Genomic DNA, 26,779 nt, shown 5'->3' on the forward strand with positions numbered 1-26,779 from the left:
CGCGGCGGCCGCCCGCGCGGCGGTCTCAGCCGGCCCGGCCGCCGGCTGACCGCCGGTCGACGTTGACGCGGCCGCGGACCGGCCGCAGGATCAGTGCATGAGTCGGACGATCCTGGTCACCGGGGCGCGACGCGGCATCGGCGCGGCCCTCGCGACCGGTCTCGCCACACCCGGGACAGCCCTGGTGCTGCACCACCTGGCCGCCGCCGACGAGGCAGAGACCGTCGCCGCACGGTGCCGGGCGGCCGGCGCGCACGCCCGGATCGTCGAGGCGGACCTGTCGGTCCCCGCCGAGGTGCTGGCCTTGGCCGAGGCGGCTGGGCCGGTCGACGTACTGGTCAACAACGCGGCGCGGGCGTCCAACGTCTGGATCGACGAGTTGCCGCTGGCCGAATGGGAGGCGACGTTCGCGGTCAACGTCACCGCCCCGATGCTGCTCAGCCAGGCCTTGGCGGCGGGGATGCGGGCCCGTGGCGGCGGCCGGATCATCAACGTCACCTCGGCCACGGTCCGCCTGGGCGGCCCGTCCGGGCCGTCGTACGTGTCGAGCAAGGCAGCACTGGTCGGTCTCACCCGTTCGCTGGCCCGCGCGTTCGGACCCGACGGCACGACGGTCAACGCGATCTCGCCGGGCGCGATCCGAACCGAGGGCGAACGAGAACTCGCCGGGAACGCCCCGGTCGACGAGGCCGCGGTCGACGCCGCGATCCTGCACCGGCAGGCGGTGCAGCGCCGGCTCGACCCCGACGACATGGTCTCCACCGCCCGCTTCCTCGCCAGCCCCGACTCCGGTGCGGTCACCGGCCAGGTGATCGAGGTCGGTGGCGGGCTGGTACACCGCTGACCCGCCGGGTACAGGCGTTCATCCGCTGGTCAGCGTCGCTCGACGGTGCTGTTCACCTGTGCCGAGGATGCTGCGGCTCGTCTGATCCCCGCAGCGTGGAGGCATCGTGTCCAGACCGATCTGGCAGTTCACCGCGATCGTCGCGGTCCTGACCCTACTGATGGGCGCGGCGGCGCCGTCCGGGGCGAGCGCCGGCGCTGGTGCCGACCCGGTCCTGCTCACCGAACCGTTCCTGCAGTCCCCGGCGAAGAACTCCGTCCGGGTTGTCTGGCTGACAGAGTTCGCCGGTCGGCACCACGTCGTGGTGGTCGGTGACCGGGCCGACGAGCTCAACCGGGCCGAGCTACGGGCCGCGGCCACCGGCGGCAAGATCCGGGGCGTACGGGTGTTCCGGGCCCGGACCGGCGAGTTGTCCCGGGTGGCGGAGGACGCCGCCTCGCAGATCCCGGACCCGCCGACGCAGATCACCCGGCGGCACATCTGGCGGCACGAGGCGACCGTACGCGGCCTCGGCGTGGGCAGCCGGACGCCGTACCGGGTGGTGTCAATCGAGCGTGGTGCGATGGTCGCTTCCGACACCTACACCCTGGCGCCCGCCGCCGCCCCCGGCCAGCCGCAGAAGATCCTGCTGACCAGCGACCACCAGTCGATGCCGAACACCCCGGCCAACCTGCAGAAAGCGGTCGAGACGGTCGGCCGGGTCGACGCGGTGTTCCTCGCCGGGGACCTGGTCAACATCCCGGACCGGGCCTCGGAGTGGTTCGACGACCAGCGCGGCGGAGCGTTCTTCCCGGCGCTGCAGGGCCGGGCGTCGCGTACGGTCGGCGGGGTCACCTGGACCGGCGGTGAGATCCTGCAGCACGCGCCGATCTTCCCGGCGATCGGCAACCACGAGGTGCAGGGCCGCAGTGGGCTGCCGACGCTGAACGAGTCGTTCAACGCGCCGGTGCCGCGTGAGGTGGCCGAGGCGGCATACCGCAAGGTCGCCAGGCAGGTGAACCCGCGGAACAACCGCAAGATCAAGGAACGCTGGATCCTGGAGAACTCGTTCAACACCGAGACCTACGAGGAGATTTTCTCCCTGCCGACCAGCGGGCCGGGCGGGGAGCGCTGGTACGCGACGACCGTCGGCGACGTCCGGTTGATCTCGCTGTACGCCACCCGGATCTGGCGGGGCACCGGTATCGCCGCCGACCCGGCGAACTGGCAGCGGACCCGGTACACCGAGGCACCGGCGAGCACCGACGACCTGCTCGCCCAGGGTTGGGGTTCGCACATCTTCGAGGAAATCGGCGTCGGCAGCCGGCAGTACCGGTGGTTGCAGCGTGAGGTGGCCAGCCGGCAGTTCCGGGACGCGAAGTACACGGTGGTGATGCTGCACGAGGGCCCACACGGGCTGGGCGACAACGTCAACCCGCCGTTCACCGACCCGGTGCGCACCGAGCAGACCGACACCGACGGCAACACCCTGGTCCGGTACGACTACCCACAGGCGGACAACGTGCTGACCCGTGACGTCGCCCCGCTGCTGGAGTCCGCCGGGGTGAACCTGGTGCTCAACGGCCACTCACACCTGTGGAACCGGTTCACTGCCGAGTCCGGCACCCACTACCTGGAGACCTCTAACGTGGGCAACTCGTACGGTGCGTTCCACCCGCTGTCGGGCCGGTCCCGGCCGGTCCCGCCGGCGCCGTGGAACCCGGACAACTACCTGGCCCAGGGCAACCCGGGCGGGTTGGAGCCGCAGGTGCCGACGGTCGCGCCGCTGACCGACCCGGCCGGTACGCCGTTGCCGTTCGTGCAGAGCAACGACTACTCGGTGTTCAGCGTCCTGGACACCGGCACCGGCGAGGTGACCAGCTACCGCTACGACATGCGTACCCCCGATGTCGCACCGGTCGTGCTGGACCGGTTCCCGCTCGGCGCCTGATCGGTGACTGTCGCGGCGGCGCGGGCGAACAGTTGGTCGACCCGGGCCGCCTCGGCGGCGCTCGGGTAGGCGTTGCGGCAGGACACCGGCGCGCTGCTGCCGGACATCAGGTCGGAGCAGAGCCCGGTACGCCGGTCCGGCAGCCCGAGGATGTGTCCCCACTCGTGGGTGGCGATCCGGGTCCGGTCGTAGCCCTGGTCCACTGCCTGGGTACCCATGTAGATGCGGCCGGCGCCCAGCCGGGTGACGTACGCCCGGGGCCAGCCGCTGTCGACGTAGATGACGACCGACGCCGGGCTGCCCGGCTGCAGCCGGACGTTGTCCACGCTGCTGTTCCAGATCTGCGCGGCCTGGGCGAAGTTGGTCGCGAACTGGCCGGCGCGGCTCGCGTCGTAGTAGATCGTGGTCACTGCGGCCGAGGCCGGCGCGGTGGCCACGACCTGGACACCGATCAGCGACAGGATGACGGTGACCGTCGCGAGGATCGCCCGGACGGTGCGTTGTCTCGGCATGGCATGCCTCCTTGGAAACGGGCCGCGATACCGGCTGGCATCGACTGACATCGCTCACCGTAGACCGGCTTAATCGACACACACCTATCCCATTTCGCTCATAGCGCATCCCGCTGGTTGAGCCTCGCGGCGCACCCGGCAGGCCGGACTCGACGTGACGACTCGCACAGCACGGACCCCCGGCGGCGAATGACTACTTGAAGAAGTCTTCAATTGCACACATGCCAGTGCCGCTCTACCAGAAGAAGGCCGAGTTCTTCCGTATGCTCGGGCACCCGGTGCGGATCCGGGTGCTCGAACTGCTCGGCGAGCGCCCCCGCCAGGTCCGCGAACTGCTCGCCGAGATCGACGTCGAGACGTCCAACCTGTCCCAACAGCTCGCGGTGCTGCGCCGGGCCGGCATCGTGGTCTCCAGCCGGGACGGCTCCGCCGTGACCTACGCCCTGGCCGGGCCGGACGTCGCGGACCTGATGCGGGCGGCCCGGCGGATCCTCACCGAGATGCTGGTCGACCAGACCGAGTTGCTGGCCGAACTGCGGGACGCGTCGGCCCATGCCCCGTCAGGACGCGGATGAACGCCGTCGCCGGGGGGCGCCGGCTGCTGCCGCAGGCCACCGACTGGCGGGCGGTCCGCCGGCAACCGGGCCGGGACCTGCTCGCCGGGCTCACCGTGGCGGTCGTGGCCCTGCCGCTCGCCCTCGGCTTCGGTGTCGCCTCCGGGTTGGGCGCCACCGCCGGGCTGGTCACCGCTGTGGTCGCCGGTGCCCTCGCGGCGGTCTTCGGCGGGTCGAACCTGCAGGTCTCCGGGCCCACCGGGGCGATGACGGTGGTGCTGGTGCCGATCGTGGCGCAGTTCGGTCCGGGCGGTGTGCTCACCGTCGGGCTGCTGGCCGGGGTGATCCTGATCCTGCTGGCACTGGTCCGGGCGGGTCAGGTCGCCCGGTACATGCCGGCCCCGGTGATCGAGGGCTTCACCGCCGGCATCGCGGGGGTGATCCTGCTGCAGCAGATCCCGACGGCGCTCGGCGTGGACGTCCACGGCGACCGGGTGCTGCCGCTGGTCGGGCAGGCGGTGGCGGCGTTCGTCCGGCAGCCGCAGTGGCCGTCGTTGCTGATCGCCCTCGCCGTCGCCGCCGCGATGCTGACCGGGGCGCGGTGGCGGCCAACTGTGCCGTTCTCGCTGCTCGCGGTTGCCGCAGCGACCGTCACGACGATGCTGTCCGGATTGCCGGTGCCGACCATCGGCGCACTGCCGGCCACCCTGCCGGCACCGTCGCTGGCGTTCCTGGACCTGGCGGCGGTGCCGGCACTGGCGACCGCGGCGATCGCGGTCGCCGCCCTGGCCGCGTTGGAGAGCCTGCTGTCGGCCACAGTGGCGGACGGCATGTCGGTCGGGCAGCGGCACGATCCCGACCGGGAACTGTTCGGCCAGGGCGTGGCCAACCTGGTGACACCGCTGTTCGGCGGGGTCCCGGCCACCGCGGCGATCGCCCGGACGGCGGTCAACGTCCGGGCTGGTGCCGCCTCCCGACTGGCCGCGCTGTCGCACGCGCTGATCCTCGCGCTGCTCATGTTCGTGGCGGCTCCGCTGGTCAGCCGAATCCCGTTGGCCGCGCTGGCCGGGGTGCTGATCGCCACCGCCATCCGGATGGTCGAGGTGAGCGCGCTGGCCGCACTGGCCCGAGCCTCGCGTTCCGACGGGCTGGTGATGGCGCTCACCGCAGCGACCACCGTCCTGCTGGACCTGGTCACCGCCGTGCTGGTGGGCCTGGTCGTGGCCGGCGGGCTGGCGCTGCGCAGGATCGCCCAGGCGGTACGGCTGGATCGGGTGCCGCTGGACACCGGCGACCACCACGCCGAGGAGCAGGCGCTGCTGGCCGAGCACATCGTGGCGTACCGGCTGGACGGGCCGTTGTTCTTCGCCGCCGCCCACCGGTTCCTGCTGGAGCTGTCCGACGTCGCCGAGGTACGGGTGGTGATCCTACGGATGTCTCGCGTGTCCACCATCGATGCCTCCGGCGCCTTGGTGCTGCGCGACGTGGTGCAGCGGCTGGAGCGACGGGGCATCACCGTCTATCTGTCCGGGATCCGGGACGGACACCACAAGGCGCTCACCGCGTTCGGGCTGCTCCCCCGGCTGAGCGGACTCAACCGGGTCTTTCCCGACACTCCGGAGGCGATCGCCGCCGCCCGGCAGATCATCGGGGCGGACCGATAGCTCCGCATGACAGTCGAGCTGGCCGCGCAGGTGGGCGCCGGGCGTCCGCTGCGTGATCAGGCGGCTTCCACGCGGAGACCGGCCGGATATTATTCAGACCCGTACACAACCTCGCAAAAGTGTGGTGCATGTGCAGTGGCACGTGCAGGTGCACTTGCATCTCCTCGCCCACGCATGCATGATTCCCCTATGTCGATCTCACGTTCACGACACGTGACGAGCCGCGATCAGCGACCGGGACTTTGGGCAGACCTCGCTGACCGTCTTGAGGCGTACTGGTGAAAGCCAGCAGCCTGACGGCCCGCGCGTGCAGCACTCCATAGGCTCACCCGTAGTGGCACCGCTGCTGGGAATCGAACTGCTTCTGGTCGGGTTCTCCATCGGTGACGATGACGAACACGATGAGCACCGGGATCGCGGTCAACGACGCCGCCGACAGCTGCACGTTCCACATCGGCCCGCCGTACGCGTCGACGAGCTGGGTCAACGCCTGCGGCAGGGTGAGCTTCTCCGGGGTGGACAGGAACACGATCGGCTCCAGGTAGAGGTTCCAGCCGTGCAGGAAGGTGAAGATCGCCACCGCGCCGAACGCCGGGCAAGCCAACGGCAGCGCGATCCGCCAGAAGAACATCACCGAGTCGTCGTACGCCCGTTGCCCGGCGTACCCGACTACCGCCGCTCGGCGGCACCGGCATTCGGCACCGACCGCGGCCGGTGGTACATGCCCTGCGAGGCCGGCCAGCGGGGCAGCACCAGGGTCGCGGTGGACGGGGCGATCTGACAGGACGTCCAGGGCGACCGCTGGCTGGTGGGGTGAGGGGCGCCCCCGTTCCGCGCCCCTCACCGCACCAGCGGCATCAAGGTCGGCCACTGCAACGGGTTGGTCAACCTCAAGTCGTGATCGTATACTGACTCGGCGTACGGTCGTCAACCGATATTAACCGACAACGCTAACGTGGCTAATCTTAGCTGTAGTTCCGGACCAGATCTTAGCTGCACATCCGACGGAGGTAGCCGTGACGGGCGGCACCACCCCCCCTGGCGGATCGGGATCCAGCCTCGCCGACAAGCTCAACCTGCTTTTCGAGACGGTCCGGCCGGCCCGCCGCGACCCGTACACCTCACGGGAGGTGGCCGACGCCATCCGCGACCGGGGCGGTTCCATCTCCGACGTGTACATCTGGCAGCTGCGCACCGGTCGACGGACCAACCCGACCAAGGAGCATCTGGAGGCGCTCGCCGACTTCTTCGACGTGGACCCGGCGTACTTCTTCGACCGGCGTCGCTCCGGCGAAATCGAACGGGACCTGCATGCGCTGCAGGCGATGCGCAACCTCAAGGTGCGCGCGGTCGCGACCCGGCTGAGTACGCTGCCCGAGGCGCAACTCGACGCGGTCGGCGAGATCCTCGACCGGGTGGTCCAGGCGCTTCAGACCCGCCACGCCGAGGGCGGCCCCGGTGCCGAAGGACGGCAGGACCCGTGATCGTCCTGCAGTGGCGAAGGACGGACCAAGCTGAGGGAAGCACGGATATGAAGTCATCCCCGCTGCGCCGGACCTGCCGCAGTCGGCTGCGTCAGCTCGAGGAACAGGGCCTGCGGACGCCCCGGCCGTTCGATGCGCCACAACTGTGCCAGCGGGTCGGTGCGGTGCTCGGCCAGCAGATCACCCTGGTCGGCGTGCCAATGCCCGCCGGTGCGCCGTTCGGCCTGACCTTCTTCACCGACGCCGGTCATGTCGTCGCCTACGAGGAACGCACCAGCCGGGTGCACCGGGACCACATCATCGCCCACGAGATCGGCCACATCCTACTCGGCCACCGTGCCCTCGCCCTCGACGACCAGGAGGCCAGCCAACTGCTGATGCCGGCACTGCGCCCCACCCTGGTGCACCGGGTACTCGCCCGGACCGGGGTGTACAGCCGGAGCGAGGAACAGGAGGCCGAGATGATGGCGACCATCCTGCTGGAGGCCGCCGCCCGCGAGACCGACCTCGGATCGGCTCCCGCCCACGACGAAGCCGGGCCGGTCACCGACGCCGCGTTGGCGGCCCGGCTGCGGCACGGGCTCGAACCACCGCCCCGGTGAGCGCCGATGGACACCCCACTGTACGCGGTCTGCGCGGCCGCCGGCTGGCTCGCCTTCGGCTACAAACTGCGTGACCTGCGGCGGGACCGCGACAACCGGGTGCTGAGGGCGATGGTGTACGCCTTCTGTTCGTTCGCCGCCGGTGTGACCGTCGCCGTCCGGCCGGTCGCCGAGGCGGTGGACCGGATCACCGGGCTGCCGAACCTGGCCAAGCTGCTGGCGCACGCCGGGGTGATGGGGGTCGCGGCCAACTCCGAGATCCTGCTGCTGTTCCTGGCCCTGCCGCCGACGGTCGCGGCCCGCCGGGTCCGGCGTCGGGTGATCGCCTCGGTGACCGCGTTCGGACTGCTCACCGCACTCTGGGCGTCCACGTTGACCGGTGCCGCACCGGTCCGGTTGGTGGTCGAGGACGCCGCTCATCCGGCGGTCGCCGGCTACCTGGTCGTCTACCTGGTCGTCTTCGTCTGCTACGCCACCGACCTGGCCCGGCTCTGCTGGCGCTTCTCCCTGGTCACGCCACGTCGGTGGCTCCGTCGTGGACTGCGGATCACCGCCTTCGGCGCGGCCGCCGCACTACTGTACTGCGCCACCAAGGCCGGCTACCTGATCGCCTACCGGATCGGCCGGGAACCGGCCGGCGAACCGCAGATCGCGGCGGTCCTGGTGACCGTCGGTGCGCTCGCCATGCTGATCGGGCTCACCCTGCCGACCTGGGGTCCCATGGTGGACACCGGGCGGGCCTGGTTGCGGCGGCACCGGTCGTGGCACCGATTGGCGCCACTGTGGCGGGCGGTCAGCGCGGCGCAACCGCACCTGGTCCTCGACGACCGGGCCCACCACCGGCGGGTGGCCCTACGCGACATCGACTACGCGCTGCACCGCCGGATCACCGAGATCCGGGACGGCCGGTTGGCACTGCGCCCGTACATTGACTGTCGGATCGCGCCGACGGCCGACCGGCTGGCCGCGGCTGCCGGCCTGGCCGGCACCGACCGCGCGGCGCTGGTCGAGGCGGCGATGATCGCCGCCGGGACGCGGCAGGCCGCCACCGGCGGGCCGGTGCGGGAGCCGGACTTCTCCGAGCCGCACGACCCGCCGAACGGCTATTCTGGCGAGGTCGCCTGGTTGAGTCGGGTGGCCGAGTGGTTCAGCCGCTCTCCGCTGGTCGGCCAGGTGCTGGCCGCCGATGCGTCGTCGCCCGAGCTACGGCCCGCGCCGCCGCCATACCGATCCTGAACGGGGTCTTCGTGCAGCCGCACCGCTACGCCGACCTCCGGCGGATCCGTATCCTCGACCCGCAGCACGACTACCTCGAGATCTATCAGACGATGGTGCGATACGAGTTCCCGTGGGACAGCAAACTCGGCCTGAACCTGGCGTTCAACCGCTCCTTCTCGCTGCCCCGGGTCGCCGCCGTGCACGTGCGCACCGGTGAGCTGCTGCACCACACGCGCAAGCGGATCGACGACACCGGATTGCTGATGTACGAAGTGATGCTGCACGGTTTCGACGCCCCGCGCGGTCGCGACGCGATCCGGCGGACCAATCAGATCCACCGCCACTACGACATTGCCGACGACGACTACCGCTACGTCCTCGGCTGTCTGGTGGTCGTCCCGATCCGCTGGCTGGAGCGGTACGGCTGGCGGCGGCCCTGCTGCCATGAACGGACCGCCGCCTACCACTACTACCAGGAGCTAGGCCGAAGGATGGGCATCCGGGACATTCCGGGCTCCTTCCGCGAGTTCGCCACCTGGTTCGACGACCGCGACCGGACGCATCTGCGCTACAACGACGACGCCGCCTCGATCGAGCGGGCCACCCGGGCGCTGCTGCGCGGCAAGATTCCGCGACCGCTCGCGCCGGTCGGTGACGCGCTGGTCGCCGCCATGTACGACGAACGGCTGCGGGCCGCGACCGGGGTAGCCACGCCGAGCCCGGCGGTGCGCGCGGGCCTGCACGTCGGGCTGCGGCTACGCGCCGCGATGCTGCGCTGGGCCGGCCGACCTCGGCAGACCCCGCTGTTCGCCGACGGAATCCACACACCTACGTATCCGGACGGATACGACATATCCCGGCTCGGCCCGGTCACGACGCAACCCGGCCATCACACCCAGGGATCGTCGTAGTCGAGCAGACACGCTAAGTCGATCACGTTCGGTGGATGTGGTCACAGTCCGGGTACGGGTCCGACCATCAGTGCGACGCACCCTTAACATCCCGTGCATGACGGTGCCATCCGAGAGCCTCGACCCGGCCGCTGGATTCCCACCGGCCACGCCGGACGACTGGCGACGGCTCGCGCTCGGCGTCCTGCGCAAGTCGGGCGCCGCCGGCCCGGACACCCCGGCCGAATCCGTGGACGAACTGCTGGCCACCACCACCTACGACGGCGTCCGGATCGCCCCGCTGCACACCCGGCAGGCGGCCCCACCGGGGGTCGGGGTGCCCGGTACGGCACCGTACGTACGCGGTGCCCAGGCCCGGCGCGACGGTGGCGGCGCGGGCGGCACCGACCCGGCCGCGACGGTTGCCGGCTGGGACGTCCGGCAGCGGTACGTCGACCCGGATCCGAAGGCGGTCCGGGAGGCGGTGCTGACCGACCTCGCCAACGGTGCCACCTCGGTCTGGATCGATCTGAGCGCGGGCGGCCTGCGCGCGAGCGACCTGCCGGAGGCGCTCGACGGGGTCCACCTCGGCCTCGCTCCGGTGGTGCTCGACGCCGGCGCGGACAGCGTCGCCGCGGCCGAGGCGTTGCTCGCGCTCGCCGACGACCGGAGCGTCGAACGCGACGCCCTGGCCGGCTGCCTGGGCGCCGACCCGCTCGGCTGGCAGGCCCGCACCGGCCAGGCCGGCGACCTCGCGCAACTCGCCGTCCTCGCCGGGTACGCCGAGCGGTCGCCGATGCTGCGTACAGTCACTGTGGACGCCACCGCGTACCACGACGCGGGCGGTGGCGACGCCCAGGAGATCGGCTGCGCCCTGGCCACCGGGCTAGCCTATCTCCGGGCCCTCACCGACGCCGGGCTCGACCTACCGGCCGCCTTCGGGCAACTGGAGTTCCGCTTCGCCGCCACCACCGACCAATTCGCCACCATCGCCAAGCTGCGCGCCGCTCGGCAGGCCTGGGCCCGGGTCGGGCAGCTCTGCGGGGTGCCCGAGGCAGGTCGGCAGCGGCAGCACGCGGTCACCTCCGCCGCGATGATGACCGCCCGGGATCCGTGGGTGAACATGCTGCGCACCACCGTCGCCTGCTTCGCGGCCGGGGCCGGCGGGGCGGACGCGGTCACTGTCGCGCCGTTCGACGCCCGACTGGGGCTGCCGGACGGCTTCGCCCGGCGGATCGCCCGCAACACCCAGTCGGTGCTGCTCGCCGAGGCGCACCTCGGCCGGGTGCTGGACCCGGCCGGCGGGTCCTGGTACATCGAACAGCTCACCGCGGACCTGGCGGCGGCCGCCTGGGACTGGTTCACCGAGATCGAGCGGGCCGGCGGGGCCGCCGCCGCGCTGTCCGCCGGGCTGATCGCCGACCGCATCGACGACACCTGGCGGCGCCGGGCCGACAACCTGGCGCGCCGGCGGGACCCGGTCACCGGGGTCAGCGAGTTCCCCAACCTGGACGAGCGACTGCCCGCCCGTACCCCGGCGCCCGTACCGCCCGGCGGCGGCCTGCCGCGACGGTTCCACGCCGGGGCGTTCGAGGCCCGGCGGGACCGGGCCGACGCGTACCTGGCGGCCACCGGTTCCCGGCCGAGCGTCTTCCTGGCCACCCTGGGCCCGCTCGCGGCGCACAGCGCCCGTGCCGGGTTCGCCGGCAACCTCTTCGCCGCCGGTGGGATCGCCACCACCCGGGGCGGCGACCCGGCCGACGATCCGGCGGCGATCGCCGCCGCGTTCGCCGCCGACCCGTCCGCCGTGGCCTGCATCTGCGGCACCGACGCCAGCTACGCGGCGGCAGCGGCGCCGCTGGCCGCCGCGCTGGCCGCTGCCGGGGCCCGGCGGGTCTGGCTGGCCGGTCGGCCCGGTGACCATGCCCAGGTAGACGGCTACCTGTACGCCGGCTGCGACGCGACGGCCGTCCTCGACGCCACGTTCGACGACCTGGAGGTCCCCCGATGATCCCGGACTTCACGCAGGCCACACTGCTGCCACCGGACGCCGCGGGCAGCGTCGGCGGGCCGGCCGCGGCACCGGGCCCGCAGCCGCCCGGGCCGAGCTGGCACACGCCGGAGGGGATCGAGGTCGCGCCGCTGTACACCGCGGCGGACACCGCCGACCTGACCTTCCTCGACACGGTGCCCGGCGTCCCGCCGTACCTGCGCGGACCGTACCCGACGATGTACACCACTCAGCCGTGGACGATTCGCCAGTACGCCGGGTTCTCCACCGCTGAGGAGTCCAACGCCTTCTACCGGCGCAACCTGGCCGCCGGACAGAAGGGCCTGTCCATCGCCTTCGACCTGGCCACCCACCGGGGGTACGACTCCGACCACCCTCGAGTTGCCGGGGACGTGGGGATGGCCGGGGTCGCGGTGGACTCCATCTACGACATGCGGCAGCTGTTCGACGGCATCCCCCTGGACCGGATGAGCGTGTCGATGACCATGAACGGTGCGGTGCTGCCGGTCCTGGCGCTGTACATCGTCGCCGCCGAGGAGCAGGGCGTACCGCCGGAGAAGCTCACCGGGACCATTCAGAACGACATCCTCAAGGAGTTCATGGTCCGCAACACCTACATCTACCCGCCGGGGCCGTCGATGCGGATCATCTCCGACATCTTCGCCTACACCTCGGCACGGATGCCCCGGTTCAACTCGATCTCCATCTCCGGCTACCACATCCAGGAGGCCGGGGCGACCGCCGACCTGGAGCTGGCGTACACCCTCGCCGACGGCGTCGAATACCTGCGGGCCGGGCAGGCCGCCGGGTTGGCGGTGGACACCTTCGCGCCCCGGTTGTCGTTCTTCTGGGCGATCGGGATGAACTTCTTCATGGAGGTCGCCAAGTTGCGGGCCGCCCGGCTGCTGTGGGCCCGGCTGGTCCGCGACGCCGGCGCCACCAACCCGAAGTCGTTGAGTCTGCGCACCCACTGCCAGACCTCCGGTTGGTCACTGACCGCGCAGGACGTGTTCACCAACGTGGTCCGCACCTGTGTGGAGGCGATGGCGGCCACCCAGGGGCACACCCAGTCGCTGCACACCAACGCCCTGGACGAGGCCCTGGCGCTGCCGACCGACTTCTCCGCCCGGATCGCCCGCAACACCCAGTTGCTGCTGGCCCAGGAGTCCGGCACCAACCGGGTGATCGATCCGTGGGGTGGCAGCTACTACCTGGAACGGCTCACCCACGACCTCGCCGGGCGGGCCTGGCAGCACATCCAGGAGGTGGAGGCCGCCGGTGGGATGGCACGGGCGATCGACGAAGGGCTGCCCAAGCTGCGGATCGAGGAGGCCGCCGCCCGTACCCAGGCCCGGATCGACTCCGGCCGGCAACCGGTGATCGGGGTGAACCGGTTCCGGCCGGACGCCGACGAGCCGATCGAGGTGCTCAAGGTCGACAACACGGCGGTACGGGCCGCGCAGCTGGAGAAGCTGCGGCGGCTGCGCGCCGAGCGGGACGGGGCGGCGTGCGACGCGGCGCTGGCCGCGCTGACCCGTGCCGCCGACGCCGGGCCCGACTCCGGCGGTGAACCACTGTCCGACAACCTGCTCGGGTTGGCGGTCGACGCCGCGCGGGCCGGGGCCACCGTCGGGGAGATCTCCGCCGCGCTGGAGCGGGTGTACGGCCGGCACGCGGCGCAGATCCGTACCATCAGCGGGGTGTACCGACAGGAGGCGGGCGCGGTGGCCGGGATCGACCGGGCCCGGGCCGCAACCGACGCGTTCGCCGTCGCCGAGGGACGCCGGCCCCGGATCCTGGTGGCGAAGATGGGCCAGGACGGGCACGACCGGGGACAGAAGGTGGTCGCCACCGCATTCGCCGATCTCGGCTTCGACGTCGACGTGGGTCCGCTGTTCCAGACCCCGGCCGAGGTCGCCCGACAGGCCGTCGAGGCCGACGTGCACCTGGTCGGCGTCAACTCCCTCGCCGCCGGGCATCTGACCCTGGTGCCGGCGCTGCGCGACGAACTGGCCGCCCTCGGCGGGGACGACATCATGGTGATCGTCGGCGGGGTGGTGCCGCCGCAGGACTTCGAGGCGCTGCACGCCGCCGGTGCGGCGGCGATCTTCCCGCCCGGCACGGTGCTGGCCGACGCCGCGGTGGACCTGCTCGCCGAACTGTCCCGTCGGCTGGGGCACGACACCGCCGAGGCCGGATGACCGGCGGACGACGCGCGCCGGCGCCGGTGGCCGACTACGTCGCCGGAGTGCGTGCGGCGGCACCGGCGTGGCTGGCCCGGGCGATCACCCTGGTCGAGTCGACCCGGCCGGACCACCGGGCACACGCCCAGCAGGTGCTGGTGGCGCTGGCCCCGTACGCCGGGCAGGCCCGGCGGGTCGGGGTGACCGGCGTACCCGGGGTCGGCAAGTCCACCTTCATCGACGCGCTCGGGTCCCGGCTGACCGGCGACGGGCACCGGGTCGCGGTGCTGGCGGTCGACCCGTCGTCGGCCCGAAGTGGCGGCAGCATCCTCGGCGACAAGACCCGGATGGCCCGGCTGGCCGTTGACCCGGCCGCGTTCGTCCGCCCGTCGCCGACCGCCGGCACGCTCGGCGGGGTGGCCCGCGCCACCCGGGAGGCGATGGTGGTGGTGGAGGCAGCCGGCTACGACGTGGTGCTGGTGGAGACCGTCGGGGTCGGACAGTCCGAGACGACCGTTGCCGAGATGGTCGACACGTTTCTGCTGCTTACCCTGGCCCGCACCGGTGACCAGCTGCAGGGCATCAAGAAGGGTGTGCTGGAGCTCGCCGACGTCGTGGTGGTGAACAAGGCCGACGGCGCGCATGCGACGGAGGCCCGGTCCGCCGCACGTGAGCTGGCCGGGGCGTTACGGATGCTGCGCGGCGGGCACGACGACTGGGCCGTCCCGGTGCTCACCGCCAGCGGCCGGGACGGGACCGGGTTGGCCGAGGTGTGGCAGCAGGTGACCGCCCACCAGGACCGGCGGCGGGCCAGCGGGGAGCTGGACCGGCACCGCCGGCAGCAGCAGCTGCGCTGGGTCTGGGCGATGGTGCGCGACGGGTTGCTGGACCAGCTGCGCGGGCATCCGGCGGTGGTCGCGCTGACCCCGCAGACCGAGAAGCGGGTGCTCGCCGGGGAAATCACTCCCGCGCAGGCCGCGGCCCAGCTGCTGGCGGCGTTCACCGGGCCCGTCGACGGCGGGGGCGACCGGTCGAGCGGTCGGGGGGTGACCGGACGCTGATCAGCCCGGCTGCGGGCCGGGCAGGATCCGGCGCAGCTGGCCGGGCACCGCCAGGCGGCGACGCCACTCCCGGGGGTAGCCCACCGACACCTCCTCGAAGCGCACGCCGTCGTAGACGGTGGTGCGCGGGATGTGCAGGTGGCCGTAGACCATCACCGCCGCCCGGTACCGCAGGTGCCAGTCGGCGGTCCGGTCGGTGCCGCACCACATGGCGAACTCCGGGTAGTGCAGCACGTCCATTGGCGTGCGCACCAGCGGGTAGTGATTGACCAGGACGGTAGGCAGCTGCGGTCCCACCTCGGCGAGGCGCCGTTCGGTCTCCGCCAGCCGTTGCCAGCACCACTGCTCCCGGGTCGGGAACGGGTCCGGGTGCAGCATCGCCTCGTCGGTGCAGACGATGCCGGTGCGGTGTGCGTACGCGAGCCCTTCCGCCTTGGTGCCGGTGCCCGGTGGCAGGAAGCTGTAGTCGTACAGGGTGAACAGCGGCGCCACCGCCGCCGGTCCGCCGGCACCGGACCAGATCAGGTACGGGTCCTCCGGGGTTCGCACGTCGAGCGACCGGCAGAGGTCGACCAGGTGCGCGTAGCGCTCCACGCCGCGCAGCTGTACCGGGTCGTGCGCGGTGGTCCACAGTTCGTGGTTGCCCGGTGACCAGATCACCTCGGCGAACCGCTCGCGCAGCGTGGCCAGTGCCCACCGCACGTCGGCGATCGTCTCGGCGACGTCGCCGGCGACGATCAGCCAGTCCTGCGGCGCCGGCGCCGCCAGGTCGGCGACGATCTGGCGGTTCTCCGGGTACGCGATGTGCAGGTCGCTGATCGCCCACAGCGTCGGTGCCGTCCCCGTGGCCTCCCCGTCGCCGCCGATCTGCCGTACCGTCACCGTGGCCGCCTCCCGTCCGCGTTCCGTCTCCGGTCCACCGCCGGTATCGATCATCCGGTACGCGGCCGCCGAGCGGTAGCCCGCCCGCCGATCGACGTCGGCGGGGGTCACCCCGGTCCGAGGCCCCCACCACGACCGGCGACGCCCGCGCTGGCCGCGACCACCTCCCGGTTCTCGCCACGCCGCCGGCCCTCAGGCTCCGGCCCGGCGGCCCGGGTCACCCCGGATCGCTCGGCTGACTCGTCGCTGCTGGTCCGGCGGTCACTCCGGCCGACCAGGTGTAGCCGGCCGTCCTCGTCGAAGCGGCCCAGGTCCCCGCTGTGGTAAAGCAGCTCACCCGGGATCTCCGTGAACGGATTGGCGACGTACCCGGCAGCGGCGCGCCATGGCGTGCCGTGCCGGCCGGGGCCGACGCCGGCCCCACCGATCAGAATCGCGCCGGTGGCGCCGGGCGGCAGCAGCCGCAGCCGATGGTCGGCGACGAGCAGGTGGCAGTTGTCGACCGGCTGACCGACGGGGATGACGTCACCGTCTGTCTCGCCCACCCGGTGGTAGGCGACGGCGGCCGTCCCGACCGGACCGTACCCGGTGCTGACCTCGACCTGCGGTAGCAGGCGTCGCAGCCGGCGGGCGCTTGCCGGCCGCAGTCCCGGACCCGGCACCACGACATGCCGCAGGCTGGCAAGACGCCCGGCGACCGCAGCGTCCCGCTCAATCGCCGCCACCATCGCGTCGAGCGTGTCCGGCTCTGTTTCGATCATCGTCACCTGCTCGGCCGCGACGACGGCGACCACGGTGGACAGATCCGGCCGACCAGCGGCGGGGGGCGGCAGCACCAGCCGTCCACCGGTCGTCAACGGCCAGATAAGGTTGCCGACGGCCGGACCCGGCCCGGGGCCGCCCGGCAGCACGACCTCGCCGCCGGTCGCGGCGAAGAAGCGGGTCATGAAGTGCACCCGGTCCGTCAGTGCCACATGCCGACTGACGGTGCAGCGCGGCACCCCGTCCCCGGCGGCGGTGACCAGGGCGTGCGCCGGGTCGTCAGGCGTCCCGGTCGGTTCCGGGCGCCGGGGCGACGGCGGGACCTGACCCGGCCGTACGTCGATCACGCGTGCGCCGGACAGCGCCGGGTCCCCGGGCGGCGCGGCGGCAAGCACGGGCGCACCGGGCACCGAGGCCAGCACGGCCCGTAGCCTGGCCGGGGACCAGTGCGGGTCGACGGTGACGTGGACGGCCCTGATCTTGAGCAACGCAAGACTGGCCACCGACAGCGCCGGGCCGGCGGCGAGCAGTACCGGCACCGGATCGCCGGCCCGTACACCGACCTCGGCCAGGGACGCGGCCAGTCCGTTGGCGGCGTCGTCCAGTTCACGGTAGGTCAGGCGGCCCCCCGGGCCGCTGACCGCGACCCGCCCCGGATGCCGGTCCACCGCCTGCTCGACCAGCAGGGACAGCGGACGGAACGGCCCACGGTCCACCCGACGACCGGCGTACCGGTCGAGGAGCAGGTCACGCGAGGCACCGCTGATGCCGGCGGTGCGCCAGCTGGCCTGGCCGGGTTCGTCGACCAGTTCGCGCAGCACCTCCGCGTACAGCTCGGCGACCGCCGGCAGGCAGTGCCGCCACGGGTCCCCGCCGGGGCAGCTGGCGTGGATGGTCAGGTGGTTCGCGGTGACCCGCCAGTCGATGCGGGCGGTGGGTGGGCCGGGCGGGGCCGCCACCCCGGTGGTCGCCCGCACCAGCAGGGCGTCCCGCCGCTCCGGCAGCAGGTCCACCGGGCGCAGCCGCCGGGACAGCCAGGAGCGGACCGCCGGTCCGGCCAGATGGCGCAGTTGCTCAGGGGGATCGACCAGGTCGAGGCCGAGCGTCGCCGTGGTCGACCGGATCGGCACCGGCCGGTCCAACCGGGCTGCGGTCTCCAGCGCGGCGAGCGCACCGAAAACGGCCGCCTGGGCTTCGTCGATCGACGTCCGGCCGCCGGCACAGGACGTGCGGTAGGTCGCCACAGTCGGGGCCACCCGGGTGGATGCCGCCGTCCCGTCGCTGGCCTGGACACGTTCGGATGCCATTCCGCTGTCCTCCCCTGGCGACGGCGCGCCGCCGATCGACACGACCACAAACTCACTGCGATCGGACCATCACCCAGAGAGGTTATGCCAAACAGGCGGAGGTGAAAACATCTAACTTTGCGTGACGACTATTTCCGACAACACGTACTCCCACTCCCCTACGCCACATAGTTCCTATCCGGCACATGCCGGAAAGGCGGTGGGGCGCCGTGACGACCTTCCAGTTCGGCCGACACGGCGCCACCGGCCGAACGCGAATACTCCCGCTCGGTGGCTAATGCCGGCTTTCAGCGGGTCGGAAAGTCGTCCGCACTGCGAATCCGTTCCCGAATCCAGACGCCCGCTTCCTTGAGCGGGGCGGTACCGGCGTAGGAGCCACTGCCGCACACACCGGCACGGAAGACCGCCCCGGAGCGGAAGTCGTCGGAGTAGTTCCAGTTCACCCAGCTGATTTTGCGCGATTCCAGCAGGTCGATCCACAACTGAGCGTTGACCAGATCGTTGGCTCCGTCGCCGGTGTAGGTCTGGATGCCGAACTCGGTGACGAACATCGGCAGCTGGTCCGCCGCCCGGGACAGCGCCGAGCGGTACGCGTCGTGGTGCGACCCGGCGTAGAAGTGGAAGGTGTACATGATGTTGGTCGCGGCCACCGGATTCGCGATGACCTCGGCCTCACTGCCGCCTTCCGACACGCCCAGCGACGACCAGGCCCGGGTGCCGACCAACACGACGCCGTCCGGGTCGGCCGCCCTGATCACCGGAATGACCTGCTCGGCATAGCTCTTGATCCCGGCCCAGCCGACTCCGTTCGGCTCATTGGCGATCTCGTAGAGGACGTTCGGCTTGCCGGCGTGCCGCTGGGCAATCTCGGCGAAGAAGGTCTTCGCCCGGTCCAGGTTGTAGTTGGGGTCACCCGGGGTCAGCATGTGCCAGTCGACAATGGCGTACATGCCGCGGGCGGTCGCCTCGTCGATCAGTCCGTGCACCCGGTCGGTGAAGCCGCGCGGATCGGTCTCGTAGCCGCCCTCCTGGATGTACATCGAGATCCGCAGGACGTCGGCCCGCCAGTCGGTGGCGAGCGTGTCCAGCGAGGCATCGTCAAGACACTGGGCGTACCACTGCAGTCCGTGCGTGCTCATGCCGCGCAACTGGATCGGGTGGCCGTGCTGGTTGCACAGGTTGACCCCGCAGACCCGCAACTGGCCGTTGATCGCGACCGGCGTGGTGCCGGTCGGCGGTGGGGTCGTCGGTGGAGCCGTCGTCGGCGGCGGGGTGGTCGGAGCCGGTCCGCCGGCGCAGTCGGCCCCGTTGACCGTACAGTTGCCGGGTGTGCCGCTGCCGACGACGATGAACCCGAACGTCGTGCTGCCGCCGGCCGCGATGGTGCCGTTCCAACTGGCGTTGTCGAATGTGTACCGGTTACCGACAGTGGTCGACCGCGCGTTCCACGACGAACTGATCCGGCTGCCGGCCGGCAGGTCGAAGCCCACCTGCCAGGAGGTGATGGTGCCGGCCGTGTCGTTGGTGACGGTGAACCGGCCCTCGTAGCCACTGCCCCAGTCGTTGACCTTCACGAAGGCCGCAGTGGCGGCGCTGGCCGACGGCGCGAGCAGGGCCACCGCCCCGACGACGGCCGCCGCTAGTCCTCCGACTGCGACGACAAATCTCCAACGACGCACGACGCCCTCCCTCAGGTCAGCGGGCACAACATATCGACGTGCGACGTTAAACGGGATCTTCAGTAAGGTCAACCGTCGAGGTTGGACCGCCGGTCCAGCTGTCCCACAGCCGCCGGTAGTCGCCGTCGGCGGCGATCAACTCGTCGTGCGTACCCGAGGCCACGACCCGGCCGGCGTCGAGCACCACGATCCGATCGGCCCGCCGGGCCTGGGTGAGCCGGTGCGCGACGATCAGAGTCGTCCGGCCGGCGGTCGCGGCGAACGCGGCCCGTTCCAGGTCCCGCGCCCCGGCGCTGCCCGCCTCAGCCGTCGCCTCGTCGAGGATCGCCACGTCCGGATCGGCCAGCACCAGCCGGGCCAGGGCGAGCTGCTGCGCCTGGGCGGCGGTCGGCTGGTGACCGCCCTCACCGACTACGCTGTCGATGCCGTCCGGCAATGCCCGGACCCAGCCGAGCGCGCCGACCGTGGCCAGCGCATCGGTGATCTCGTCGGTGGTGGCGTCTGCGCGGGCCAGCCGCAGATCCTCGGCCAGTGGGCCGGCGAACACGTGCACGTCCTGGCTGACCAGCGCGATCCTGCCGGCGAGCCCCGGGTGACCGGCACGGTCCGGCCCGGCGACCGGCACCCCGCCGAGCCGGACCGTGCCCGCGATCGGCCGGAGCAGGCCGGCGACCACGCCGGCCAGGGTGCTCTTGCCCGCGCCGCTGGCCCCGACCAGCGCCACCCGTTGCCCCGGCTCGACACGCAGGGTCACGTCGCGCAGCACCAGCGGGCCGTCCTCGTACCGGTGGCTGACGTCGTCGATCTCGATCCCGGTGTCGGCTGGCACGACCGGCCCGGTCGCGGCCGGCGTCGGGGGCAGGTCGGCCACCCCCACCAGTCGCGCCAGGCTGGCCCCGGCCTGCTGGACCTGGTCGAACTCGGCGACCAGTGCGCCGAGGGGATTGAACAGCCGGTGAAAGTACAGCGCAGCGGCCGTGGTAGCCCCGACCGTCACCAGGTCCGCCCGCACCAGCAGGAAGCCGACCACCAGGACCGAGGTCAGGCCGACACACTCGGCCCGGTTGAGCCGGGAGCCGAACCGGGTGAACATCCGCAGCACGGACACCGACAGGTCGCGCGACGCCGCCGAACGCTGCTCGATCTCGGCGAGATGCGCCGCCTCCAGCCGGTACGCGCGGACCGTCGCCGCGCCGCGCAACGCGCCGATCATCGCCTGGGACCGTTCCCCGGTGACGACCCGTTCCCGGGCGTAGTACGGTCCCGAGCGGGGCAGATACCAGCGCAGCGCCAGCAGGTACATCGGCACCGCGGTCAGCCCGGCCAGGCCGAGTCGCCAGTCCAGCGCGAACAGTCCGGCGACGGTGAGCCCGACGGTCAGCAGCGCGGACACCAGTACCGGCGCGGTGTCGGTGATCACCCGGGTCACCACCGACACGTCGTCACCGACCCGGGCCAGCAGGTCGCCGGTGCCGGTGCGGTCCAGCGTCTGACCGGGCAGGTGCAGAGCGCGGTCGAGCACCCGTTCGCGCAGCCGGGCGAGCACGGTCTCGCCGGTCCGGGCGACCAGCGCGGCACCGATGCCGGTCAGTACGGCGCCGACGGTGGCCGCGAGCACGATCAGCACCACCGAACGGACCACCTCGCCGGTGCCGACGCCGGCTCGGATGTCGTCGACCATGACACCGAGCGCCCAGGGTGCGACCAGCCCACTGGCGCTGGCCGCCAGGACGGTCACCAGCGCGGATCCACTCAGCACACCGGCGCGGCGCAGCTGCCCGCCGAGCACCAGCCAGGTCCGCGCGCCGGTGGCGGTCGGCAGCCGGTCGCGGGCAGGACCGGTCATCGCAGCACCGCCGCGCGGTAGGTCGGGTCAGTCCGGACGAGATCGTGGTGCGGTGCGACGCCCACCACCCGACCTGCGGCCAGGACGCAGACCCGGTCGGCCCTGCTGAGCAACGCCGGGCTGCTGGTCACCACCAGGGTGGCCGGTGCTCCGGGCTCGACTGCCGGGTTCACCGTACGGCTGTGGCGGGCCGCCCGCAGACCGGCCGCCAGTCGTTCCTCGGTTGTCGCGTCGACCGCCGTCGTCGGATCGTGCAGCACCAGGATCGGCGGGTCCGCGGCCAGCGCCCGGGCCAGCCCGATCCGCTGTCGCTGGCCACCGGAGAGGCTGGCGCCCCGGTCGGTGACCGGATGGTCGAGTCCGGCGGGATGCGCCGCGACGATGTCGTCCGCGCAGGCGGCACCGACCGCCGCCGGCAACGGATCCGCGGTCTGACCGGGTCGGATCAGCAGGTTGCTGCGCAGCGTGCCGGCGAACAGCGCCGTGTCGTGCGGTTCGACCAGGACCCGTTCGCGCAGGCCGTCGAGGGTCAGTTCGGCGACCGGTACGCCGTCCACCGCCACCGTCCCCCGATGGTCGTCGGCGGCGACGGCGCCGCGCAGCAGGTCGAGCAGCGCTTGGGCGTCGCGCGGCTCGTACGCCACCACTGCGAGCAGCTCTCCCGCCGCCAGCCGCAGGTCGACGTCGCGCAGTGAGCGGTGGCTGACCCTGGTCAGTGCCAGGCGCACCGGCTGCGGCCGGGCCACCGGACGCTGGCCGGGCAGCACGGCGGGTGGCGCGGCGAGCACCCGGGCGACCCGTTCGGCCGAGGCCCGCGCGGCGGCGGCGAGCTGGCCACAGAAGCCGAGTACACGGACCGGCTCGGCGATGAACTGAGCCAGACCAACCACGGTGATGAACTCACCGACGCCGATCCGGCCCCGGACCGCCATCGCGCCGGCCGCGCCCGCGACGCCGGCCAGGAGCAGCCCGCTGGCACCGGCGGTGATCCCCTGGTAGACGCCGGCCATGGTGGTCGCCCGCAGGGTCACCTGGAGGGTGTGCCGGCTCGACTCGCGGTAGCGCCGGGCCGTGTTGCGCGGCGCGCCGAATCCGCGCAGCGCACCCAGCCCGTTGACCAGGTCGGTGGCGAGCGCGGTGGTCGCCCCGGCGGCGGCCTGCTGCGCGCCGGTACGCCGGATGACCACTGGGGCGAGCGCCTGCAGGGCCAGCACCAGCGCCGGCACGCCGAGCAGGACACCAAGGCCGAGCGGCACGTCGATGGTGAGCAGGACCACGGACGAGACCGCCAGCGCCGCCACGGCGGCGACGGCGACCGTGGCGGCCCGGATGATCAACGCGGTCCGTTCGGCGTCGGCGGCGGCGATGGCGAGCAGCTCGCCGGAGCGAAGCCCGGTGCGGTGCCCGCGTGGGTCGAGTGCGCGCCCGGCGACCTCCACCCGGAGCCGGTGGGTCTCCCGGTGGATCGCGGTCTCGGTCAGCCGGGCACCGAACCGCCAGGCGAAGGTAAGGACGGTGAACAGAGCGGCCAGTCCGGCCACCGAGACCGCGAGCGCTGTCCAGTCGCCGGTCGCGACGGCCTGCTCGACGATCAGTCCGATGGCCAGCGGTACCGCCGCTTCGGCCGCCTGGTGCAGGCTGAGCAGTACGACACCGGCGGTGAGCCGGCCGCGGTGCCGGCGCAGGGTGCGCCGCAGCAGCCGGGCCGTGGTCAGCGGGGCGGGTCGGGGTACGGGCACGGCAGGTCTCTCTCCGGCGGGGTCGGTGACGGTCCGGCTCACCGACCGGCTACCGGTGAGCCGAGGCTAACCTAAGCCGCGACCGGGCTCCATCGTCGATCACCGGCACCGGACATGACAGTCGCCACGTTGGGGTGACATCCGGTCCACCATGAGATAGGTTATTCTCAGATTGAGTTGTTCTTAATCAGAGACTTTCTAGTAACGAGAAGGACCGCGATGTCGGAGGCCGAGTTCCTCGCCAGCTACGACCCCCGGGCGTTCCCGCCGGTCGCCGTGACCGTCGACGTGGTGGCGCTGACCATCCGCGACGCACAGCTGCACGTGCTGCTCGTGCGGCGGGGCGCGCCGCCACACGAAGGGGCCTGGGCGCTACCCGGCGGCTTCGTCCAGCCCGACGAGGACCTGCCCACCGCCGCCGCCCGGGAGCTGGCCGAGGAGACCGGGCTGGACACCCGGCCCGGCCGGGCCGCCGCGATGGACCGGGTGCATCTGGAGCAGCTGGCCAGCTACGGCGCACCCGAGCGGGACCCGCGGATGCGGGTGGTCTCCGTGGCGTACCTCGCCTTCGCGCCCGAGCTGCCCGACCCGGCGGCCGGCAGCGACGCCGCCGCAGCGGCCTGGGTGCCGGTGGACGCGCTCGGCCTACCCGAACGGGCCGACCCGGACCGGCCGGTGCGGCAACTGCCCGGCACCAGCCGGCGACTCGCCTTCGACCACGCCCGGATCGTCGTCGACGGCCTGGACCGGGCCCGCGCCAAGCTCGAGTACACCCCACTGGCCACCCGGTTCGTCGGCGACGAGTTCACCGTCAGCGAGCTGCGCAGCGTCTACCAGACCGTCTGGGGTGTCGAACTGCACGCCGGCAACTTCCACCGCAAGGTGCTCTCCGTACCCGGCTTCCTGGAGAGCGTCGGCGCCACCACCGAACGCGGCGGCCCACGCGGCGGACCCCGGTCGCGCATCTACCGGGCCGGCGACGCCCGGCTGCTGCACCCGGCGCTGCTGCGACCCGCCCGGGAGGATGAGGTCAGGTGACCGTGACCGAGGCGATCGAACTCGTCCTGACCGCGCACCACCCGGCCGAGGTGTTCGGCACCGACCAGACGACCGGGCGCTACCACCAGCTGGCCCGGCTGCTGCACCCGGACACCGCCGGGGCGGCCACACCCGACCCGCGCGCCACCGCCGCGTTCATGCAGCTGACCGAGCTGTGGCGGGAGCACCTCGCCGACGGCCGGGACACCGTCACCATCGACACCGGCCGGCACCGGTACGTCGTGGACCGGACCGCCCGCTACACCGGCGACCTCGCCGACCTGTACCGGCACGGCGACGACCAACTGGTGAAGGTGCCCCGGGATCCGGCCAACAACGATCTGATCGCCCGGGAGGCGACCGCGCTGACCCGGCTCGCCGAGCAGGGCGACCCCCGCTACCTGCCGTACGTGCCCCGGGTGGCGGACGAGTTCCGGCACCGCGACACCGGCACCGGCGCCGTCCGGCAGGTCACCGTGCTGGGCACCGCCGCCGGGCTACGCAGCCTCGCCGAGGTACGCCGGGCGTACCCGGACGGGGTTGACGCCCGGGACGCGGCCTGGATGTGGCGGCGGCTGCTGGTCGCGCTCGGCTTCGCCCACCGCGCCGGGCTGGTCCACGGCGCGGTGCTGCCCGACCACGTCCTCATCGAGCCCGACCAGCACGGCGTGGTGCTGGTCGACTGGTGCTACGCCAGCATCGACGCCACGCCGGTGCCGGCGCTGGTCCCGGCGTACGCCGACTGGTACCCCGACGAGATCCGCCGACGCCGCAGTCCCGGGCCCGGCACCGACCTCGCGATGGCCGCCCGCTGCCTCGACTGGCTGACCGGCGGTCAGGCACCGGAACCGATGCGCCGGTTCACCGACAGCTGCCAACTGGCATCGCTGCGGCAGCGGCCCGACGACGCGTGGCGGCTGCTCGCCGAATTCGACGACCTGCTCGAACGGCTCTGGGGCCGCCGCCGGTTCCGGCCGTTCACCATCCCCGACCGCAATCACCGTTAAGAATCACCCGCTTCGAAGGAGGCCGGACATGGGCAGTGGAGCCTGGTCGACCGACGTGTACCGCGCCGCGAGCGCCTACCGCAAGGCCACCGGCGCCAGCGCGTTCGCCTACAGCGACGGCGGCGCCCGCACCGTCCACCCGACCCTCGACCCGCGCGGCGTCACCGCCCGGGAAAGCCGCGACTCGGCCGAACACCCGCAGTCGCTGGCCGTCGCCGTCCTGTTCGACGTCACCGGATCGATGGGCGGCGTGCCCCGGACGCTGCAGCAGAAGCTGCCGCAGCTGCTCGGCCTGCTGCTGCGCAAGGGCTACGTCACCGACCCGCAGATCCTGTTCGGTGCGATCGGCGACGCGACCTGCGACCGGGTGCCGCTGCAGATCGGCCAGTTCGAGTCGGACAACCGGATGGACGACCACCTGGGCAACATCGTGCTCGAAGGCGGTGGCGGCGGGCAGATGATGGAGTCGTACGAGCTCGCCATGTACTTCATGGCCCGGCACACGTCGATCGACTGCCACGAGCGGCGCGGCAAGCGCGGCTACCTGTTCGTCATCGGCGACGAGATGGCGTACCCCAAGGTCAAGGCCCGCGAGGTTCGGAAGTTCATCGGGGACGACCTGAACGAAGACGTCCCGCTACGCGCCGTCGTCGACGAGGTCCGTCGCCGGTGGGACACCTACTACCTGATGCCGGCCGGCAGCCACTACGCCGGCAACCGCCGCATCCTCGACTTCTGGCGGGACCTGATCGGGCAGAACGCCGTCGAACTCGACGACCTCGACGCGGTCTGCGAGACCATCGCCACCACCGTGGCACTCGGCGAAGAGGCCTGCGACCTCGACACCGCCCTGGCCGACCTGCGCGACGTCGGTGCCGGCGACGCCGCCACCACCGTGTCGCGGGCGCTCGCCCGCATCGGCAGCAGCCGCACCCCCGCGGTACGCGGCACCCTGCCGGCCGCCTCGGGCCACGCCGACCGGGTGACCCGGCTGTGAACCCGGTGACCAGCAGCATGACCGGGGACCCGACCGGCCGGCACGTCGCCGTGGTCGACCTCGGCTACGGCGACGCCGGCAAGGGCACCGTCGTCGACTGGCTGTGCGCGAGCCGGCCGGTCGACGCGGTCATCCGGTTCAACGGGGGCGGGCAGGCCGCACACAACGTCGTCCTGCCCGACGGCCGGGCCCACACCTTCGCCCAGTTCGGCGCCGGCACCTTCCACGGCGTACCGACGCACCTGTCCCGGTTCGTGGTCGTCGACCCGCTGGCGTTGGCCGGCGAGGCGACGCACCTGGCCGGGGTCGGGCTGCCCGACGCACTGGACCGGGTGACCGTCGACCGGGAGGCGCTGCTGGCCACCCCGTACCACCGGGCCGCGAACCAGGCCCGGGAGATCGCCCGTGGGGCCGACCGGCACGGCTCCTGCGGGATGGGGGTGGGGGGGGGGATGTCGTCCCCCCCCCCCCCCCCCCCCCCCCCCCCCCCCATCGGCGAACCCCCCCCCAAAAAAACACCCCGCCACCAACTGGCCCCCCCCCCTTGCCAGCTCCCCCCCCCACCGTGG

The 26,779-nt window shown here is 72.5% G+C and carries 22 protein-coding genes; 15 read left to right on the plus strand and 7 right to left on the minus strand.

The window, feature by feature from the left end; all coding sequences use genetic code 11:
• Positions 1 to 97: 97 nt before the first annotated feature.
• Both ACXAHD_RS20350 and ACXAHD_RS20355 read left to right on the plus strand, forming a co-directional pair.
• Positions 98 to 844 carry an SDR family NAD(P)-dependent oxidoreductase gene (locus ACXAHD_RS20350; protein ID WP_281555025.1) on the plus strand — a complete coding sequence of 249 codons (747 nt, stop codon included), beginning with the start codon at positions 98 to 100 and terminating at the stop codon, positions 842 to 844.
• Between the two features lie 106 nt (positions 845 to 950).
• Positions 951 to 2,774: a metallophosphoesterase family protein gene (locus ACXAHD_RS20355; RefSeq protein WP_475052509.1), complete on the plus strand. Its 1,824-nt coding sequence runs from the start codon at positions 951 to 953 to the stop codon at positions 2,772 to 2,774.
• Here ACXAHD_RS20355 and ACXAHD_RS20360 read toward each other — a convergent pair.
• Positions 2,711 to 3,286 (minus strand): snapalysin family zinc-dependent metalloprotease, encoded by a 576-nt coding sequence (locus ACXAHD_RS20360; RefSeq protein ID WP_281555027.1) that lies wholly within the window; start codon positions 3,284 to 3,286, stop codon positions 2,711 to 2,713. The genes ACXAHD_RS20355 and ACXAHD_RS20360 overlap by 64 nt on opposite strands.
• 221 nt (positions 3,287 to 3,507) lie before the next feature.
• Between ACXAHD_RS20360 and ACXAHD_RS20365 the strand changes: the two genes are divergently transcribed.
• A complete protein-coding gene (locus tag ACXAHD_RS20365; RefSeq protein ID WP_281555028.1) occupies positions 3,508 to 3,861 on the plus strand; it encodes an ArsR/SmtB family transcription factor in 354 nt (117 codons plus the stop codon).
• Positions 3,858 to 5,504, plus strand: coding sequence for a SulP family inorganic anion transporter (locus ACXAHD_RS20370; RefSeq protein WP_281555029.1), 1,647 nt, complete (start codon positions 3,858 to 3,860; stop codon positions 5,502 to 5,504). Before ACXAHD_RS20365 ends, ACXAHD_RS20370 begins: the two co-directional genes overlap by 4 nt.
• 325 nt (positions 5,505 to 5,829) lie before the next feature.
• Here the strand turns inward: ACXAHD_RS20370 and ACXAHD_RS20375 are convergent, their stop codons facing one another.
• A complete protein-coding gene (locus tag ACXAHD_RS20375; RefSeq protein WP_475052512.1) occupies positions 5,830 to 6,138 on the minus strand; it encodes a hypothetical protein in 309 nt (102 codons plus the stop codon).
• A 382-nt stretch (positions 6,139 to 6,520) separates the two neighbouring features.
• Between ACXAHD_RS20375 and ACXAHD_RS20380 the strand changes: the two genes are divergently transcribed.
• The 7 genes from ACXAHD_RS20380 to meaB all read left to right on the plus strand — a co-directional run bounded on the left by ACXAHD_RS20380 (position 6,521) and on the right by meaB (position 14,953).
• On the plus strand, positions 6,521 to 6,988 hold the full coding sequence (locus ACXAHD_RS20380) for a helix-turn-helix domain-containing protein (protein WP_281555031.1): 468 nt from the start codon (positions 6,521 to 6,523) through the stop codon (positions 6,986 to 6,988).
• Positions 6,989 to 7,035: 47 nt separating this feature from the next.
• A complete protein-coding gene (locus ACXAHD_RS20385; RefSeq protein WP_281555032.1) occupies positions 7,036 to 7,590 on the plus strand; it encodes a M48 family metalloprotease in 555 nt (184 codons plus the stop codon).
• A 6-nt stretch (positions 7,591 to 7,596) separates the two neighbouring features.
• The gene (locus tag ACXAHD_RS20390; RefSeq protein ID WP_475052515.1) at positions 7,597 to 8,826 is read left to right on the plus strand and encodes an MAB_1171c family putative transporter; all 1,230 of its coding nucleotides are present in this window, start codon (positions 7,597 to 7,599) and stop codon (positions 8,824 to 8,826) included.
• Positions 8,827 to 8,837: 11 nt separating this feature from the next.
• A complete protein-coding gene (locus ACXAHD_RS20395; RefSeq protein WP_289212896.1) occupies positions 8,838 to 9,719 on the plus strand; it encodes an oxygenase MpaB family protein in 882 nt (293 codons plus the stop codon).
• 97 nt (positions 9,720 to 9,816) lie between these two features.
• Complete coding sequence (locus ACXAHD_RS20400) at positions 9,817 to 11,709, plus strand: methylmalonyl-CoA mutase subunit beta (RefSeq protein WP_281555035.1); 1,893 nt, start codon at positions 9,817 to 9,819, stop codon at positions 11,707 to 11,709.
• Entirely contained in the window at positions 11,706 to 13,910 is a 2,205-nt protein-coding gene (scpA, locus tag ACXAHD_RS20405) for a methylmalonyl-CoA mutase (RefSeq protein WP_475052518.1), read from the plus strand. Before ACXAHD_RS20400 ends, scpA begins: the two co-directional genes overlap by 4 nt.
• Positions 13,907 to 14,953 carry a methylmalonyl Co-A mutase-associated GTPase MeaB gene (gene meaB, locus ACXAHD_RS20410; RefSeq protein ID WP_281555037.1) on the plus strand — a complete coding sequence of 349 codons (1,047 nt, stop codon included), beginning with the start codon at positions 13,907 to 13,909 and terminating at the stop codon, positions 14,951 to 14,953. Before scpA ends, meaB begins: the two co-directional genes overlap by 4 nt.
• On the opposite strand, the gene ACXAHD_RS20415 is transcribed toward meaB, so the two are convergent.
• The 5 genes from ACXAHD_RS20415 to ACXAHD_RS20435 form a co-directional block, all read right to left on the minus strand.
• On the minus strand, positions 14,954 to 15,820 hold the full coding sequence (locus tag ACXAHD_RS20415) for a metallophosphoesterase family protein (RefSeq protein WP_475052534.1): 867 nt from the start codon (positions 15,818 to 15,820) through the stop codon (positions 14,954 to 14,956).
• A gap of 122 nt (positions 15,821 to 15,942) precedes the next feature.
• Positions 15,943 to 17,904 (minus strand): AMP-binding protein, encoded by a 1,962-nt coding sequence (locus ACXAHD_RS20420; RefSeq protein ID WP_475052522.1) that lies wholly within the window; start codon positions 17,902 to 17,904, stop codon positions 15,943 to 15,945.
• A gap of 287 nt (positions 17,905 to 18,191) precedes the next feature.
• Positions 18,192 to 19,583, minus strand: a complete 1,392-nt coding sequence (locus tag ACXAHD_RS20425) for a cellulase family glycosylhydrolase (protein ID WP_281555039.1) — start codon at positions 19,581 to 19,583, stop codon at positions 18,192 to 18,194.
• Between the two features lie 46 nt (positions 19,584 to 19,629).
• Positions 19,630 to 21,429, minus strand: a complete 1,800-nt coding sequence (locus ACXAHD_RS20430; RefSeq protein WP_289212900.1) for an ABC transporter ATP-binding protein — start codon at positions 21,427 to 21,429, stop codon at positions 19,630 to 19,632.
• Positions 21,426 to 23,168 carry an ABC transporter transmembrane domain-containing protein gene (locus ACXAHD_RS20435; protein ID WP_475052526.1) on the minus strand — a complete coding sequence of 581 codons (1,743 nt, stop codon included), beginning with the start codon at positions 23,166 to 23,168 and terminating at the stop codon, positions 21,426 to 21,428. The genes ACXAHD_RS20430 and ACXAHD_RS20435 overlap by 4 nt, the downstream gene beginning before the upstream one ends.
• 219 nt (positions 23,169 to 23,387) lie before the next feature.
• Between ACXAHD_RS20435 and ACXAHD_RS20440 the strand changes: the two genes are divergently transcribed.
• From ACXAHD_RS20440 to ACXAHD_RS20455, 4 genes are all read left to right on the plus strand, one after another.
• Positions 23,388 to 24,206 (plus strand): NUDIX hydrolase, encoded by an 819-nt coding sequence (locus ACXAHD_RS20440; protein ID WP_281555042.1) that lies wholly within the window; start codon positions 23,388 to 23,390, stop codon positions 24,204 to 24,206.
• Entirely contained in the window at positions 24,203 to 25,213 is a 1,011-nt protein-coding gene (locus ACXAHD_RS20445; RefSeq protein ID WP_475052529.1) for a serine/threonine protein kinase, read from the plus strand. Before ACXAHD_RS20440 ends, ACXAHD_RS20445 begins: the two co-directional genes overlap by 4 nt.
• A 28-nt stretch (positions 25,214 to 25,241) precedes the next feature.
• Complete coding sequence (locus tag ACXAHD_RS20450; RefSeq protein WP_475052531.1) at positions 25,242 to 26,210, plus strand: hypothetical protein; 969 nt, start codon at positions 25,242 to 25,244, stop codon at positions 26,208 to 26,210.
• A 17-nt stretch (positions 26,211 to 26,227) separates the two neighbouring features.
• Positions 26,228 to 26,779: adenylosuccinate synthetase (locus ACXAHD_RS20455; protein WP_475052536.1), on the plus strand; the 552-nt coding region annotated here is incomplete at its 3' end.

The sequence above is a fragment of the Micromonospora sp. ABR4_055 genome, assembly GCF_056160425.1.